The sequence below is a fragment of the Duganella radicis genome, from assembly GCF_009720825.1.
Classification (GTDB): domain Bacteria; phylum Pseudomonadota; class Gammaproteobacteria; order Burkholderiales; family Burkholderiaceae_D; genus Rugamonas; species Rugamonas radicis.
In genome coordinates, this window is record NZ_WNKY01000012.1 from 25,437 (window position 1) to 40,244 (window position 14,808).

17 protein-coding genes are annotated in these 14,808 nt (G+C 62.4%); 13 read left to right on the forward strand and 4 right to left on the reverse strand.

Going from position 1 to position 14,808, the window contains the following annotated elements; genetic code table 11:
- Positions 1-43: 43 nt before the first annotated feature.
- The 13 genes from yfcF to GM676_RS13105 all read left to right on the forward strand — a co-directional run bounded on the left by yfcF (position 44) and on the right by GM676_RS13105 (position 12,540).
- Complete coding sequence (yfcF, locus tag GM676_RS13045; RefSeq protein WP_155464041.1) at positions 44-670, forward strand: glutathione transferase; 627 nt, start codon at positions 44-46, stop codon at positions 668-670.
- A gap of 27 nt (positions 671-697) precedes the next feature.
- Positions 698-1,357, forward strand: a complete 660-nt coding sequence (gene lipB, locus GM676_RS13050; RefSeq protein ID WP_155464042.1) for a lipoyl(octanoyl) transferase LipB — start codon at positions 698-700, stop codon at positions 1,355-1,357.
- A 7-nt stretch (positions 1,358-1,364) separates the two neighbouring features.
- On the forward strand, positions 1,365-2,339 hold the full coding sequence (gene lipA, locus GM676_RS13055) for a lipoyl synthase (protein ID WP_155464043.1): 975 nt from the start codon (positions 1,365-1,367) through the stop codon (positions 2,337-2,339).
- Positions 2,340-2,475: 136 nt separating this feature from the next.
- Positions 2,476-2,712, forward strand: a complete 237-nt coding sequence (locus tag GM676_RS13060) for a type II toxin-antitoxin system Phd/YefM family antitoxin (protein ID WP_155464044.1) — start codon at positions 2,476-2,478, stop codon at positions 2,710-2,712.
- 102 nt (positions 2,713-2,814) lie between these two features.
- A complete protein-coding gene (locus tag GM676_RS13065; protein WP_211923221.1) occupies positions 2,815-3,084 on the forward strand; it encodes a type II toxin-antitoxin system VapC family toxin in 270 nt (89 codons plus the stop codon).
- 53 nt (positions 3,085-3,137) lie between these two features.
- On the forward strand, positions 3,138-3,794 hold the full coding sequence (locus GM676_RS13070; protein ID WP_155464045.1) for a peroxiredoxin: 657 nt from the start codon (positions 3,138-3,140) through the stop codon (positions 3,792-3,794).
- Between the two features lie 2 nt (positions 3,795-3,796).
- A complete protein-coding gene (locus GM676_RS13075) occupies positions 3,797-4,459 on the forward strand; it encodes a uracil-DNA glycosylase (protein ID WP_155464046.1) in 663 nt (220 codons plus the stop codon).
- A gap of 2 nt (positions 4,460-4,461) precedes the next feature.
- Positions 4,462-4,884, forward strand: coding sequence for a PaaI family thioesterase (locus tag GM676_RS13080; RefSeq protein ID WP_155464047.1), 423 nt, complete (start codon positions 4,462-4,464; stop codon positions 4,882-4,884).
- A 178-nt stretch (positions 4,885-5,062) separates the two neighbouring features.
- Entirely contained in the window at positions 5,063-6,547 is a 1,485-nt protein-coding gene (locus GM676_RS13085) for a tryptophan halogenase family protein (protein ID WP_155464048.1), read from the forward strand.
- 75 nt (positions 6,548-6,622) lie between these two features.
- Positions 6,623-7,900, forward strand: coding sequence for a hypothetical protein (locus tag GM676_RS13090; protein ID WP_155464049.1), 1,278 nt, complete (start codon positions 6,623-6,625; stop codon positions 7,898-7,900).
- 34 nt (positions 7,901-7,934) lie between these two features.
- On the forward strand, positions 7,935-11,135 hold the full coding sequence (locus GM676_RS13095; protein ID WP_170304288.1) for a TonB-dependent receptor: 3,201 nt from the start codon (positions 7,935-7,937) through the stop codon (positions 11,133-11,135).
- A 37-nt stretch (positions 11,136-11,172) separates the two neighbouring features.
- A complete protein-coding gene (locus GM676_RS13100; RefSeq protein WP_229262666.1) occupies positions 11,173-11,649 on the forward strand; it encodes a group I truncated hemoglobin in 477 nt (158 codons plus the stop codon).
- Positions 11,650-11,667: 18 nt separating this feature from the next.
- Positions 11,668-12,540, forward strand: a complete 873-nt coding sequence (locus tag GM676_RS13105) for a DUF3034 family protein (protein ID WP_155464051.1) — start codon at positions 11,668-11,670, stop codon at positions 12,538-12,540.
- On the opposite strand, the gene cynS is transcribed toward GM676_RS13105, so the two are convergent.
- Genes cynS through GM676_RS13125 form a run of 4 tightly spaced genes read right to left on the reverse strand, consistent with a single transcriptional unit; the run spans position 12,537 to position 14,783 of the window.
- Complete coding sequence (gene cynS, locus GM676_RS13110) at positions 12,537-12,980, reverse strand: cyanase (RefSeq protein ID WP_155464052.1); 444 nt, start codon at positions 12,978-12,980, stop codon at positions 12,537-12,539. The two genes, GM676_RS13105 and cynS, sit on opposite strands and share 4 nt — an antisense overlap.
- A gap of 54 nt (positions 12,981-13,034) precedes the next feature.
- Entirely contained in the window at positions 13,035-13,547 is a 513-nt protein-coding gene (locus tag GM676_RS13115) for a peroxiredoxin family protein (RefSeq protein WP_155464053.1), read from the reverse strand.
- Positions 13,547-14,194 carry a BON domain-containing protein gene (locus tag GM676_RS13120; protein WP_155464054.1) on the reverse strand — a complete coding sequence of 216 codons (648 nt, stop codon included), beginning with the start codon at positions 14,192-14,194 and terminating at the stop codon, positions 13,547-13,549. The genes GM676_RS13115 and GM676_RS13120 overlap by 1 nt, the downstream gene beginning before the upstream one ends.
- Positions 14,187-14,783 (reverse strand): phosphoheptose isomerase, encoded by a 597-nt coding sequence (locus GM676_RS13125; protein WP_155464055.1) that lies wholly within the window; start codon positions 14,781-14,783, stop codon positions 14,187-14,189. Before GM676_RS13125 ends, GM676_RS13120 begins: the two co-directional genes overlap by 8 nt.
- Between the last annotated feature and the right edge of the window lie 25 nt (positions 14,784-14,808).

Here is a 14,808-nt window from a genome sequence, read left to right on the forward strand (position 1 = left end):
CAAGGTTTACTATGTGAATAAATCTACCTAAGCCGGAGCTGCCATGTCTTTTGAACTATACGTCGATAACCTTTACACCAGTCCTTACGCCCTGTCCGCCTTCGTGGCGCTGACCGAGAAGGGCTTGCCGTTCACCGTCAAGACCGTCGATCTGGAAAGCGGTGCGCAGCGCCAAGCCGCTTACGCCGAGCGCGCGCTGACCGCCCGCGTGCCGGCGCTGGTCGAGGGCGACTTCGTGCTGACCGAGTCCAGCGCCATCACCGAATATCTGGACGAGACGTTCCCGGCGCCGGAATACGTGGCGCTGTATCCCAAGGACCGCCGTCAGCGGGCGCGGGCACGTCAACTCCAGGCCTGGGTGCGCAGCGACCTGGTGCCGGTGCGCGTGGAGCGCGACACCGAGACGGTGTTTTTCGGCAAACCCTGCTCGCCGCTGACCGAGACCGCGCAGCAGGCCGCCGCCAAGCTGGTGCATGTGGCCGAGCGCTTCGTGCAAGGGCCGCAGCACCTGTTCGGCGCGTGGTCGATCGCCGATACCGACCTCGCCATCATGCTGAGCCGCCTCGTGCGCAATGGCGATCCGGTACCGTCAAAGTTGCAGGAATACGTGGATTTCCAGTGGCAGCGGCCGTCCGTGCAGGCCTGGCTGGCGAGGCACCAGCCGGGCTGAACGCGGCAGCCGGGGTATAATGCCGGGATGACGTCCCCAACCTCTCCTGAGATCAAGCATCTCGGCAAAGCCGATTACGACAGCACGTTTGCCGCCATGCGGGCCTTCACCGACGCCCGCACGCCGGACACGCGCGACGAACTGTGGATCGTCGAGCATCCGCCGGTCTACACGCTTGGGCTGGGCGCCGATCGCGGTCACCTGCTGGCCGGCGCCGCCGAGATCCCGGTGGTGCAGACCGATCGCGGCGGCGAAGTCACCTACCACGGCCCCGGCCAGGTGGTGATTTACCTGCTGATGGACCTGCGCCGCAACAAGCCGGGTGGCAAGCTGTACGCGCGCCAGTTCGTGCATAAAATCGAGCAGGCGATCATCCATGTTTTACAAGCGTATAATCTCGTCGGTGAGCGCGTTGAAGGCGCGCCGGGCATCTACATGGCCGGCGGCGACCACAAAGGCGCCAAGATTGCCGCACTGGGCTTGAAGGTACGCGGCAATGGCTGCACCTACCACGGGCTGTCGCTGAATGTGGCGATGGACCTGGCCCCGTTTTCCTGGATTAATCCCTGCGGCTATGCCGGGCTGGAAACAGTCGATATGCGCACCGTTGGCGCGCAGGCAATCCTGTCTGATGTGCAACAGCAGCTGGCCGAGGAATTAGTCCGCGTCCTGGCGACAAACGAATAAACTGATTATGACCACCGAAACTACTCCAGCGTACAACCCGAGCGAAAAGCAAAAAGGCGCCAGCAAGACCTCGCGCATTCCGATCAAGATCGTGCCGGTCGAGCAGGTCGAGCGCTTGAAGAAGCCGGACTGGATTCGCGTCAAGGCTGGTTCGCCGAACACCCGTTTCTACGAAATCAAGGAAACCCTGCGCGAGAACAAGCTGGTGACGGTGTGCGAAGAAGCCAGCTGCCCGAACATCGGCGAATGCTTCGGCAAGGGCACGGCCACCTTCATGATCATGGGCGACAAGTGCACCCGCCGCTGCCCGTTCTGCGACGTCGGCCACGGCCGCCCGGACCCGCTGGACAAGGATGAGCCGACCAACCTGTCGCACACCATCGCCAAGCTGCGCCTGAGCTACGTGGTGATCACCTCGGTGGACCGCGACGACCTGCGCGACGGCGGCGCCCAGCACTTTGTCGAGTGCATCTCCAACACCCGCGCGCTGTCGCCGAAGACCCAGATCGAAGTGCTGGTGCCGGACTTCCGCGGCCGTCTGGAAAAAGCGCTGGCCATCTTCGCCGACGGCCTGCCGGACGTGATGAACCACAACCTGGAAACCGTGCCGCGCCTGTACAAGGAAGCGCGTCCGGGTTCGGACTACATGCACTCGCTGAAGCTGCTGAAAGACTTCAAGGCCCTGTACCCGAACGTGAAGACCAAGTCGGGCATCATGGTCGGCCTGGGCGAGACCGACGAAGAAATCCTGCAAGTGATGCGCGACATGCGCGAGCACGACATCGACATGCTGACCATCGGCCAATACCTGGCGCCGTCGAACAGCCACCTGCCGGTGCGCCGCTACGTGCACCCGGACGTGTTCAAGATGTTCGAGGAAGAAGCCTACAAAATGGGCTTCAAGCACGCCGCCGTCGGCGCCATGGTGCGCTCCTCCTACCACGCGGACGAGCAGGCACATAACGTCCTGGCCGCAGGCTGATAAAAAAAGCTCCTTCGGGAGCTTCAGCGCAAGAATCTCGATAGCTGCCTTTTAGTATGAGCTTCTTTTGATTTGCATCAGGTATAGCGTCTTGCGTTAGGGGCGGGGCAGGATAGACTGAATTTCAGGAGGTCTTATGCCAACCATCGACATCAATGCAGCGCAACATCAACTGCCTGAACTGTTAGAAGCGGTCCGTCGCGGGGACAGCGTCGTCATTTCACGAGATGGTGAGCCCGTCGCCGAATTGGTTGCTATCCAATCTATGACCGGCATCCGTCAGTTCGGCACCATGAAAGGCAAGATTTGGATTGCCGATGACGCCGATGCTCCCTTGCCCGATGATATACAAGCCGCGTTCGAGGGAAAATAGTGTCGCTATTGTTGGACACTCACATCTTGCTTTGGTGCTTGCAAGACAACCCCAAGTTATCCAAGCCTGTACGTAGCAGGATTCTGACCACGCCTATGGTCTATGTCAGCAGCGATCTGGGAGATTGCGCTGAAGATCAGTGTGGGCAAGTACAACCTCGATTTGAATGAGCTGCGACTTCAAATTGCCCAAATCAAATTAAAGCAGTTGCCGATTTCTCATGAACACGCTACCAGAGTGAGGCTGCTTCCTTACATCCACCGCGATCCTTTTGACCGCATGCTGGTGGCGCAAGCCATGTGCGAGTCGGTGACTTTGCTGACGGCCGACCGGGTTTTGGCGGATTACTCGGAATTGGTGGAACTGGTGTGAGTGGTTTGGTAGTATTATTTCTATAATTTACCTCCACATTATAGGAACGCCACATGTCGCTGCGCATTAATGACACCGCTCCGGATTTCACCGCCAATACCACCCACGGCCAGATCGCGTTCCATCAATGGATCGGCGACCAATGGGCCATCCTGTTCTCGCATCCGAAAGACTTCACGCCAGTCTGCACCACCGAACTGGGCTACATGGCCAAGATCGAGCCGGAGTTCACCAAGCGTAACGCCAAGCTGATCGGCCTGTCGATCGATCCGGTCGAGAACCACGAGAAATGGGCCGCCGATATCGAGGAAACCCAGGGCGCCGCCGTCAAATATCCCATGATCGGCGATACCGATCTGGCCGTCGCCAAGCTGTACAACATGCTGCCCGCCGAAGAAGCCGGCACCTCGGAAGGCCGCACCGCCGCCACCAACGCCACCGTGCGCTCGGTGTTCATCGTCGGCCCGGACAAGAAGATCAAGCTGATGCTCACCTATCCGATGACCACCGGCCGCAACTTCGACGAAATCCTGCGCGTGCTCGATTCGATGCAGCTGACCGCCAAGCACAAGGTCGCCACCCCGGTGAACTGGAAGAACGGCGACGACGTCATCATCACCGCCGCCGTCAGCAACGAGGAAGCGGAAACCAGGTTCCCCGGCTTCCGCACCATCAAGCCTTACCTGCGCGTGACCAAGCAGCCGGTTTAAGCATGAGCGTACGCATCGAGGCGTCGTGGAAGCAGCAATTGCAGCACGAGTTTGAGCAGCCTTACTGGGCATCCCTGACCTCCTTTGTGCGTGGCGAATACGCCGCCGGGCAGTGCTGCCCGGCCGGCAAGAATATCTTCCGCGCCTTCGACCTGACGCCCTTCCATGACGTGAAGGTGGTCATTCTCGGCCAAGACCCGTATCACACGCCCGGCGCCGCCATGGGCTTTTGCTTCTCGGTCCCGGACGGCAACCGCCCACAGCCGAGCTTGCAGAACATCTTCCAGGAATTGCACAATGATCTCGGCCTCGACCGCCGCCAGACCGATCTCAGCGACTGGGCGCGGCAAGGCGTGTTCCTGCTGAACAGCGTGCTGACCGTGCGCGCACGCGAGGCCGGCTCGCACGCCAACAAGGGCTGGGAAACCTTCACCGACAGCGCCATCCGCGCCTTGTCGCGGCAGCGTGAGAACATCGTCTTCATTTTGTGGGGCAGCTACGCCATCGCCAAGCGCGCGCTGATCGACAGCCGCAAGCATCTGGTGATCACCTCGCCGCATCCGTCGCCGTTCTCCGCGCACAAGGGCTTCTTCGGCAGCAGACCGTTCTCGCGCGCGAACGATTATTTAACCGCCAACGGCCAAGCGCCAATCCAGTGGGCATGAGCATGGACGCCAATAAATTCACTCCCGAATATTTCAATACCTTCGGCAAGGGCACGCTGCCGGATCATCTCGGCATCGTCATCACCTCGGTGAAGGAAAACGAGATTGTGGCCGAGTTCGCCGTCACGCAAAACCACCTGGCGCCGAACGGCTTCCTGCACGCCGGCAGCGTGGTCACGCTGGCCGACACCGCTTGCGGCTACGCCTGCTTCTCGCACCTGCCCGACGGCGCGCAGAACTTCACCACCATCGAACTGAAATCGAACCACCTCGGCACGGCGCGCCAGGGCACGGTGGTGGCGACTGCCAGCGCGGTACATCTCGGCCGCACCACCCAGGTGTGGGACGCCACCGTGACCGACAAAGCCACCGACAAAACCATCGCCTTGTTCCGCTGCACGCAAATGATTTTGTACCCGAAATAGCCCCCGCGCACGATCCACCGCGCCGCTAGGTTACGCAATTTTCTCTGTTGTTTTGAGTGTTTTAGCAATTGTCTGCTTGAAGTATTTCATCCCAAAATAGTGTTTCCAATATATAAAAAACTTGCGCCCTGGTTGAAGCTATAGCCTTGATGCGCTGGTTACATCAGCGGAGACAGGGATGGGCAGCGCATACAAACGCATCGTGGTCGTTGGCGGTGGCACGGCCGGCTGGATGGCCGCAACGGCGCTGGCCACCGCGCTGCCTGCCCACACCGTGGAGCTGGTGGAATCCGAGGAAATCGGCGTCATCGGCGTGGGCGAAGCGACCTTTCCGGCGATCCGCAATTTGCACCGCTTGCTCGGCATCGACGAGGCGGAGTTCTTGCGCGCCACCCAGGGCACGTACAAGCTGGGCATCGAATTTCGCGACTGGCGCGTGCGCGGCGAGCACTATTTCCATACCTTCGGCGACCTTGGCGATCTGAGCGGACCGGACTGCCTGTGGGGGCATTTCCGCCGCCTGGACGACGCCAGCCTGGGTACGCTGGGCGAGCAGTGCCTGCCGAGCGTGATGGCCAGCATGGGCCGCTTCCAGGGCCTGGCCTCGGAGGAGAACAAACCCTTCAACTACGCCTACCACTTCGACGCCGTGCTGTATGCGGTGTTCCTGCGCAAGCTGGCGTTGCAACGCGGCGTGCGCCGCACCGAGGGCCGGGTGGTCGACGTGCGGCGCCGCGCCGACGGCGGCGTGGCCGGGCTCAAACTGGCCGACGGCCGCGAACTGGCGGGCGATCTGTTCATCGACTGCTCCGGTTTCTCCGCGCTGCTGCTGGGCCGTACCCTGAACGAGCCCTTCATCGACTTCAGCCACTGGCTGCCGGTGGACCGGGCCTGGGCCGTGCCCAGCGAACCCGACGGGACGGACATGACGCCATACACGCGCGCCACCGCGCTGGAGGCGGGCTGGGCCTGGCGTATCTCGCTCAGTTCGCGCATCGGCAATGGCCACGTGTTCGCCAGCCGCTACCTCGACGAGGAGCGCGCGCGCGAACAATTGCTGCGCCAACTGGACGGCCGGCCGCTGGCCGAACCGCGCCTGCTGCGTTTTACCACCGGCCACCGCCAGCGTTGCTGGGTGCATAACGTGGTCGGGCTGGGGCTGGCATCGGGCTTCCTGGAGCCGCTGGAATCCACCAGTATTTTCCTGATCCAGAGCGGCCTCGGTCATCTGATTCCGGTGTTGCAGGAGAGTCCGGCACCGGGCGCGGCCGAGATCGAACACTACAACACCGGCATGACGCGCCAGTTCGAGCGCATCCGCGATTTCATCATCCTGCACTACTGCCTGACGGCGCGCCGCGACAGCGCCTTGTGGCGCGATGTGGCCAGCATGGAATTGCCCGAGACCCTGGCCTTCAAGCTGCACGCCTGGCGCCAGGCCGGCGTGCTGCATCAGTACGCGTGGGAAGGCTTCGACGCCCACAGCTGGCTGGCGATCCATGCCGGCATGGGGCACTGGCCGGAACGTGCCGATCCGGGGCTGGAAGAACTCACCCGCGCGGAGGCGTCGCAGGCCCTGCGCCAGCGGCGCGCGCGCTTCGCCGCCGTGGCGGCGGCCATGCCCAGCCATGACGCCTATCTGCGCCGGGTGCTGGCCCGCTGACGACGCGTTTTCCCTGTCATCGCTGCCAGCCTTGACGGGACATTTCTGTAAGCACAATCGAGGAGACAAACCATCATGATGAAACGAGTGACAGGATTCCGACTGCCGGCCATCGGCTTGGCCGCCATCGCCCTGCTGGCCGGTTGCGGCGGCGGCGGGGGCGGCAGTGGCGGGTCCGGCGGCGCGGTGCAGACCATCGCCTTCGACTTTCCGGGCGGCGCCACCGTGGCCGTCCCGCCCGCCGTGGCGACCACCCAGTTGGTGGCCACGGCCAGTTCCGGCGGACCGATCACCTTCACCTCAAATACGCCGACCGTTTGCACCGTCAGCGGCAGCACCGTGTCACTGCTGATCGCTGGCGAGTGCTCGGTGACCGCCACCCAGCCCGGCTATCAGGGCTACGCCGCGGCCTCGCAGAGCCAGTTGTTCGTCATACCCAAGCGGCCGCAGACGATTGTGTTCCGCAATCCAGGCTCGCAGGCGCTGGATGGGCAGCCGGCAACGCTGAGTGCGGCCGCCAACACGGGCCGGCCCGTGGCCTTCTCGACCAGCACGCCGACGGTGTGCTCGGTCAGCGGCAACGCGCTGTCCAAGCTGGCCAATGGCCTGTGCGTGGTCACCGCCACGCAGAGCGGCGACGATATTTTTGAGAGCGTGAAGCTGGACCGGAGCATTCCTATCGGCACGGAAAAGGCGCCTGCGCTGACTTTCCTGAGCGGCTATCAGGATACTTCGACCACCAAGGAGCAGGGCAGCATCGGCACCTACTCGGGCAGCAACGCCGATGGCTACTGGTGCGGCGGCAGCTGGTGCGGCAGCGCCGTCTCCGCCGATGGCGGCAGCTTCTCGTATTTCTACAGTATCCAGCCGGCGGATCCGGTCGGCCTGAACGGCTACTGGGGCTTCACCATGATGGCCGGCACCCTGAAGGAGATGAACAAGGGCACCGATACGCTGCTCGGCGTGCGCATCGACGCCCAGGCTGCGCTGAAGTTCAATCTGGCGCAGAACAGCGAGTGGCTCAGCACCGGCAAGAACGCGATCAACGTCGATCTGTACCTTGGCCATTACACGCTCAAGGACGGCAAGGACTGCAACGTCAAGCTGCGCGCCGTGGTGACGCCGACCCAGGCGGCCGCTACCGACTACAGCATCGGGCTCAGGGACAAGTTCACGGTCAACGAGTCATGCGGCCTGACCGGGCTGGATCTGTGGAATGAATTGCAGGACTACCCGATCGCGAAGATCGAGTTTTCCGCGGTGAACGTGAACACCACGGTGTCGAGCACGGGGACGGCCGCGCCGACCTTTACCAGCAAGCTGACGCTGACCGGCGCCATCAGCTTCCAATGACAAGAGGATCAATATAATGAAAAACACAGGGACGATGAGCAACAGGAAACCGCTCAAGATGACCGCGCTGGCGATGGCGGCGGCGCAGCTGGCGCTGCTGTCCAGCGGTGGTGCGCTGGCGCAGACCGACACCTCGGCGCCGGCCGCCAAGGACACGCCGCCGGACAAGATCGTGGTGGTGACCGGCCAGCGCAAGCAGCTGGAGACTTCGCAAAAAATCAAGCAGGAGTCCGAGCTGATCGTCGACTCGGTCGTGGCCGACGAGGCCGGCAAGCTGCCGGACAAGTCGATCACCGAGGTGCTGCAACGGGTGGTGGGCGTCACCATGGACCGCAACACCTCGCGCACCCGCACCAACGCGGCCAGCAATCCGCTGTCCTACAACGTCGAGGGCTCGGGCGTGCAGATCCGCGGCCTGTCGTGGGGCTCGTCCACCCTGAACGGCCGCGAAGGTTTCTCGGCCGGCTGGCCTGGACGCGAATTGAGCTGGGGCGACATCCCGCCGGAACTGATGGCGGGCGTGGACGTGTACAAGAATCCCTCGTCCGAGCTGATTGAAGGCGGCATCAGCGGCCAGGTCAATCTGCGCACCCGGCTGCCGTTCGATTCCAAGGGACAATCGGGCGCCTTCTCCTTCTCGGACAGCTATACCCCGTTTGGCAAGAAAAATACGCCGTCGTTCTCCGGCCTGTACTCCAACCGCTGGTCGATCGACATGGGCGAAATCGGCGCGCTGATCGATGTCTCCTACGGCAAATCCGCGTTCCGTTCCGACTCCTACAGCCTCGGCGCCTACTACCCGCTGAGCAAGCCGGTGCCCGGCAAGACGGTGTGGGTACCGAACGGCGTCTCCTGGGGGACCAGCGAGGGCGAGTCGGAACGCGCAGGGATCTATGGCGCGTTGCAATGGAAGACGAACGACAAGGAGTCGTCGCTGACTTACTTCGATTCGGGTTTCCGTTCCGAGAGCGTCAACGGCGGCATCTTCAGCACCGCGTCGGACGGCAACCTCGGCTTGAATCCGTATGACCTCAAGCTCACCAACGCCCAGTATGACGCCAACGGCGTCCTGCAAAAAGGCACGTTGAGCTATCCGGGCGGCGTCGGCCAGAACCAGTTCGCGGCCGGCGGTTTGTCCGCGGGCACCACCAGCTCCTATGACAATGCGCATGGACGCACGCGCGATATCTCCTGGAACCTGAAGTGGCGGATGGATGAGCGCTGGACCTTCCAGAGCGATCTGCAGTGGGTGCACGCCACCAATGGCGGCGATGGCAACATGATCAATATGGGCACGTTCGTGCCCAGCATGAGCTTCGACCTGACCACGCCCCGGCCCACCGTCGGTTTCGACGCCGCCGCCCGCGCCGCCCTGGCCGATCCGGGCAACTACTACTTCAACACCCTGCAGCCTTACCTCAACAAGGCCAAGGGCGACATGTATGCCTGGAAGGGCGACGCCAAGTTCGTCTTCGACAGCGAGGTGTTGCGCGATCTGCGTTTTGGCGTGCGTCTGAGCAAGCGCTCGATGTCGCATGCGATCGGCGTCGGCAGTGGCTGGTATTCGCTGTCCGAGCCGTGGTCGGTGCTACAGAGCCCGGTGCCGGGCCGGCCGCCGACTGCCGCCGAGTGGGGGAGCAATTGGCAACCGCGCGGCAATTTCGGCTACCTGAGCGATCCGCGGTATGCCAAGCTCGCCCCGGTCCAGCAATACACCTTCCCCAACTTCTTCAACGGCAGGATCGGCACGCCGCCAACCATCGTGGTGCCGACCATGGCCGCGGTGCGCGACTACCCGGCCCAGGATGCGGCGCTGCTGGCGGTGAAGCGCCTGCAATGCGAGGACGCCAACAAGCTCAGGAACACCAACAACGATTGCTCGACCCAGGGCAGCGACTGGCGCCCGATGATATTCTCGAACGATCCCAAGGACGTCAACCCGCAAAATCCCGAGCAGGGCGCGCTGTCGACGGCCAGCGAAACCACCCAGGCCCTGTATGGCACCCTGCGCTTCGGCTTTGACAACTGGAAGTATCCGGTGGAAGGCAATGTGGGCGCGCGGGTGATCCGCTCGAACTCCCAGTCGCACGGCTACACGGTATTCAATCCGCAATACAGCAACACCACCAACCCGTCCCTGCCACGGTTCGGGGTGTTCAACGAGCCGCTGGATGTCAAGGGCAGTCATACCGACGTGATCCCGAGCCTGAACCTGAAGGTAAGCCTGACCGACAAGCTACAGTCACGCATTGCGCTGTCGCAGGGCATCGCCCGTCCTGGCTTCGACCAGTTGCAGGAGTACGTCAACCTGCAGCAGAAGGTGGAAAACGCCACCGTCAACGGCGTCAGCATCATCAAGTCGGTCAGCTACGTCGGTACCAACTCGGGCAACGCGAACCTCAAGCCGCTTAAATCGAACAACTTCGATCTGTCGCTGGAATGGTATCCGCGCGCCGGCCAGTCGCTCACGGCAGTGGTGTTCTATAAGAAGATCAAGGACATCATCATGAACGATACCTACACCAGAAGCATCAAGGATCTGGCTGGCAATTCGCAGGAGTTCGTCATTACCGGGCCGGCCAACGCGGCCAAGCTGTGGCAGGGTGGCATTGAAATCGCCGGCCAGACCTACCTGGATAAACTGCCCGGCCTGGAGGGCATACCTGACTGGGCGAAGGGCTTCGGCGTTTCCGCCAACTGGACCTACCTGGACGGCAAGCAGGACCTGTACCATCCGTACACGGCGCCGTATTGCCCGAAAAACGGTACCGCCACGACCATGAACAATCTCTACGGTTGCGACACCAACGGCCTGCCCTTCAAGGATCTGCCAGTGGTCAACATGTCCAAGCATGCCTTCAACTTCGGCTTGATGTACGACCGCGGGCCGATTTCGGCACGGCTGGCGTATAGCTGGCGCTCGCGCACTTTGTTGGCGACCAATGCCTTCGGCGCCGGCGGCAACGACGCGGTCAGCGCCGATCCGGCACGCCTGGTCAACGGCGTGGCGCCGACGGACGTTGGCTGGGGACTGCCGGTGTGGCAGGAGGCCGTGGGCCAGTGGGACGCCAGTCTCAACTACAACTTCACCGCCAGTCTGTGGGCCAGCGCGGCGGTCAGCAACCTGACCCGGACGGTGACGAAGCAGACCAATCAGCAATTCATCGGCAACACGGGGCGCTCCTGGTTCGATCCGGGCCGCAGCTTCCGGGTAGCAATGGGTTATCACTTCTGATACATTCATCCTCATGCCGCATTACTCATGAGGATGAATGATGATCCAACGCTACCGCACGGTCGCTATCGGCCTGCTGCTGGCTTCGTCGCTGGCAGCGGCACAAACGCCCTACCCCGAGGACTCCACCTACCGGGGGCTGGGCGGCAAGGAAGGTATCAAGAAGATTGTCGATACCTTCCTCACCCTGGTGCTGGCCGATCCGCGCATCAAGGATAACTTCGCCGATTTCGATATCCCGCAAATCAACCAGCGCTTGCAGGAGCAGTTCTGCGAATTCGCCGGCGGCCCGTGCAAGTACACCGGCAAATACCGCGACAAGACCATGGACGGCGTCGGCACCGTGCGCGACATGAAGACCGTGCATCAGGATCTGAAGATCACCAACGCCATGTTCAACGCGCTGACCGAGGATTTGCAGATCGCGATGGAACAGCACCATGTGCCGAGCGGCGTTGCGCTCAAGCTGGTGGCCAGGCTGGCGCCGATGCAACGCGACATCGTCACCCAATAATCCGCCCGGAGCAGAGCCATGAAAAAAATCATTCCAACGCTGTTGGCTGTCTGCGCGTGCGCCGGCGTGGGCGCGCAGGACATGGGCAAGCTGCTGGCCACCGGCGGCGTCTCGCAAGTGGAAGGCGCGGGCGGCGGCGGCATCACGCCGTGGGCGCTGATCAGCGGCTACGGCACGCGCGACAGCTGGGGCGCCAACGCACACTACACCTACGTCGGCACCCAGGATTACAAGCTGAATACCTATGGCGTCACGGCCGGCATCCAGGACCGGCTGGAACTGTCGTTCGCCAACCAGGAATTCAAGGGCAGCCTGGCGCCGCTGGACAAGCTCAACGTCAAGCAGGACATCATCGGCCTCAAGCTGAAAGTGCTGGGCGATGCGGTGTACGAGCAGGATACGTGGGTGCCGCAGGTGGCGGTGGGCCTGATGTACAAGAAGAACAAGGGCATCCACGGCCTGGAGGCGCTGGGCGTCACCAACGTCAGGCAGCTTGGCGCCAGGGATGACAGCGGCTACGACTACTACGTCTCCGCCACCAAGATTTATCTGGAATACAGCCTGCTGCTGAACGCCACGCTGCGCGCCACGCGCGCCAACCAGATGGGCATCCTGGGATTTGGCGGCGACAGGAATGACGACACGCGCCTGAAGCCGGAGTTCTCGGCCGCCTATCTCATCAACCGCAAGTTGGCGCTGGGCGCCGAGTACCGTTTCAAGCCGCACAACCTCGGCGTGGATGACGAGAAGGCGTATTACGACGCCTTCATCGCCTGGTTCCCGACCAAGAATTTTTCAGTGACGGCGGCCTACGCCAATCTCGGCGACATCACCATCTTCAATCCGAAGAAGCAGAAGGGCTTGTATTTGTCCTTGCAGGCCGGCTTTTAGTAGGTTTTGTAAGGCAGGAATTTGCCGCTCAGGACCACCTGCACGCGGTCGCCCTTGGGATCGGCTTCGCGCTGGATATCCATCGAGAAGTCGATCGCGCTCATGATGCCGTCGCCGAATTCTTCGTGGATCAATTCCTTGATGGTGGTGCCGTACACGCTGACGATTTCATACCAGCGGTAGATCAGCGGATCGGTCGGCACGGCGCTTGGCAGCGAACCTTTGTAGGGCACGATTTGCAGCCAGGCGGCTTCTTCGTCGGTGAGGCCGAACAGTGCCTGCGCCTTGTCGGCCTGTTCGCGGTTGAAGGTCATCTGGCCGAGCAGCGCGGCGGTGGTCCATTCCTTGCTCTGGCCGAAGTGCGTGGCGAGATCCGCCCAGCGCAGCTTGTTGGCGACCTTGGTGGCGATGATTTTTTGCGTGACTTGCTGGCGGTCCATGGTGGCTTCCCTTGGTGGTTGGAGAAGCCAGACGTCATGCAAGCGGCGTGCCAATCAGCCTTTGAGCGACTCCGCCAGCAGCTTGTGCAGGGCCGGGAAGTCCGGCTCGCCGAGGTAGCGCTTGAGGATCTTGCCGTCCTTGCCGATCACGAAAGTGGTCGGCGTCATGGCGACACTGCCGTAGGCCTTGGCGGCCGAGCCGTCCGCATCCAGCGCCACCTTGAACGGCAGCTGGCGGGTTTCGGCGTAGTTCAGCACGTAGTTGGGGGGATCGTAACTCATCGCCACGGCGACGAACTCCAGGCCCTGCCCTTTGAACTTGTTGTAGGTGTCGACCATCTTGGGCATCTCGGCCACGCAGGTGGTGCACGAGGTGGCCCAGAAATTCACCATCACCACCTTGCCCTTGAGGCTCTCGGGCGTGATCTTCTCGCCCTTGATGCTGAGGAAGGCCAGCTCCGGCGCCACCTCGCGCTTGGACACCGTGGCGTAGGCGCCAAAGCCGATGGCGGCAATCGCCACGGCGGCGATCACCGGTTTGATCCAGGCGCGGGAGGAGTTGCTCATTATTGGCTGCCTGCCGGTTTGGGCTGATAAGTTTTCCACTCTTCCTCGGTGATGTATTCAAACACCTTCACCACCTTGGTCACGCCGCTGACGCCGCGTGCGATGTCGGCGCCGATCTGGCCTTCGCGCTGGGTCACGCGGCCTTGCAGATAGACCACGCCGCGTTCGGTCACGACTTGATAGGAGTTGGCCGAAATGTCCTTCGCATCGACCAGGCTAGCCTTCACTTTGGTGGTGATCAGCGTGTCGCTGGAGCGCGAGGTGTAGCTCGACGGGCCGGCGATTTCCAGTTCGTTGATGACGTCGATCACGCCTTCGATGCCGCGGATTTCGCGTTCGAGCTGCGCCTTCATGGCTTCATCGCGCACCTCGCCGGTCAGCAGGGCGCGGCGGTTGAAGCTGTTGATGTTGACGTGCGCGGCGTCGCCGGCCACGTTGTTGACCTTGATGGCCGCCTTGACTTCAATCGCGCGGTCTTCGGTCTGCGCGCCGAAGGTGCGGCGGTCGGAGGCCGCCAGCGTACCGGAAATCGCGCCGCCCGCGACCAGCGCGACGCAGCCCGACAGGGATGCCAGCATGGCGCCGCACAGCACGCTCATGGCCAGCGGACGTTGTACCTTTTTCCAGATAGCGCTGGAATTACTCATTCACATCTCCTCCGAACAGGGCGACGTCGATGCCGTCGCAAATGCAATGGATGGTCACCAGGTGGACTTCCTGGATACGGGCGGTGCGGTCGTGCGGCACGCAGATATGCACATCGGCGTCGGTCAGCATTTTGCCGATGGCGCCGCCGCCCTTGCCGGTCAGGGCCACCACACGCATCTCGCGCTCCAGCGCCGCCTCGATGGCCGCCATCACGTTGGCCGAGTTGCCCGAGGTGGAGAACGCCAGCAGGATGTCGCCGGCCTGGCCGAACGCCTGCACCTGCTTGGAGAAGATCTCGCGGTAGCTGTAATCGTTGGCCACCGCCGTCAGGATGGAGGTGTCGGTGGTCAGGGCGATGGCCGGCAGCGGGAAGCGCTCGCGCTCGAAACGGCCCACCAGCTCGGCCGCGAAGTGCTGCGCGTCGGCGGCCGAACCGCCATTGCCGCACACCAGAATCTTGTTGCCGTTGGACAGCGCCGAGAACATCATCTCGATCGCCTGCGCAATGTGCGGGGCGAGGACGGTGGCGGATTGGATTTTGAGTTCGGCACTTTCGTGGAAGTGCGAGAGGATGCGTTGATTAGTCATAGTGTGCTGATTATAGTGCAGTCGT

Excerpts from the sequence above, each read along its gene's own strand:
- yfcF (WP_155464041.1), top strand. The coding sequence starts at position 44 with ATGTCTTTTGAACTATACGTCGATAACCTTTACACCAGTCCTTACGCC.
- lipB (WP_155464042.1), top strand. The coding sequence starts at position 698 with ATGACGTCCCCAACCTCTCCTGAGATCAAGCATCTCGGCAAAGCCGAT.
- lipA (WP_155464043.1), top strand. The coding sequence starts at position 1,365 with ATGACCACCGAAACTACTCCAGCGTACAACCCGAGCGAAAAGCAAAAA.
- GM676_RS13060 (WP_155464044.1), top strand. The coding sequence starts at position 2,476 with ATGCCAACCATCGACATCAATGCAGCGCAACATCAACTGCCTGAACTG.
- GM676_RS13065 (WP_211923221.1), top strand. The coding sequence starts at position 2,815 with ATGTCAGCAGCGATCTGGGAGATTGCGCTGAAGATCAGTGTGGGCAAG.
- GM676_RS13070 (WP_155464045.1), top strand. The coding sequence starts at position 3,138 with ATGTCGCTGCGCATTAATGACACCGCTCCGGATTTCACCGCCAATACC.
- GM676_RS13075 (WP_155464046.1), top strand. The coding sequence starts at position 3,797 with ATGAGCGTACGCATCGAGGCGTCGTGGAAGCAGCAATTGCAGCACGAG.
- GM676_RS13080 (WP_155464047.1), top strand. The coding sequence starts at position 4,462 with ATGGACGCCAATAAATTCACTCCCGAATATTTCAATACCTTCGGCAAG.
- GM676_RS13085 (WP_155464048.1), top strand. The coding sequence starts at position 5,063 with ATGGGCAGCGCATACAAACGCATCGTGGTCGTTGGCGGTGGCACGGCC.
- GM676_RS13090 (WP_155464049.1), top strand. The coding sequence starts at position 6,623 with ATGATGAAACGAGTGACAGGATTCCGACTGCCGGCCATCGGCTTGGCC.
- GM676_RS13095 (WP_170304288.1), top strand. The coding sequence starts at position 7,935 with ATGAGCAACAGGAAACCGCTCAAGATGACCGCGCTGGCGATGGCGGCG.
- GM676_RS13100 (WP_229262666.1), top strand. The coding sequence starts at position 11,173 with ATGATGATCCAACGCTACCGCACGGTCGCTATCGGCCTGCTGCTGGCT.
- GM676_RS13105 (WP_155464051.1), top strand. The coding sequence starts at position 11,668 with ATGAAAAAAATCATTCCAACGCTGTTGGCTGTCTGCGCGTGCGCCGGC.
- cynS (WP_155464052.1), bottom strand. The coding sequence starts at position 12,980 with ATGGACCGCCAGCAAGTCACGCAAAAAATCATCGCCACCAAGGTCGCC.
- GM676_RS13115 (WP_155464053.1), bottom strand. The coding sequence starts at position 13,547 with ATGAGCAACTCCTCCCGCGCCTGGATCAAACCGGTGATCGCCGCCGTG.
- GM676_RS13120 (WP_155464054.1), bottom strand. The coding sequence starts at position 14,194 with ATGAGTAATTCCAGCGCTATCTGGAAAAAGGTACAACGTCCGCTGGCC.
- GM676_RS13125 (WP_155464055.1), bottom strand. The coding sequence starts at position 14,783 with ATGACTAATCAACGCATCCTCTCGCACTTCCACGAAAGTGCCGAACTC.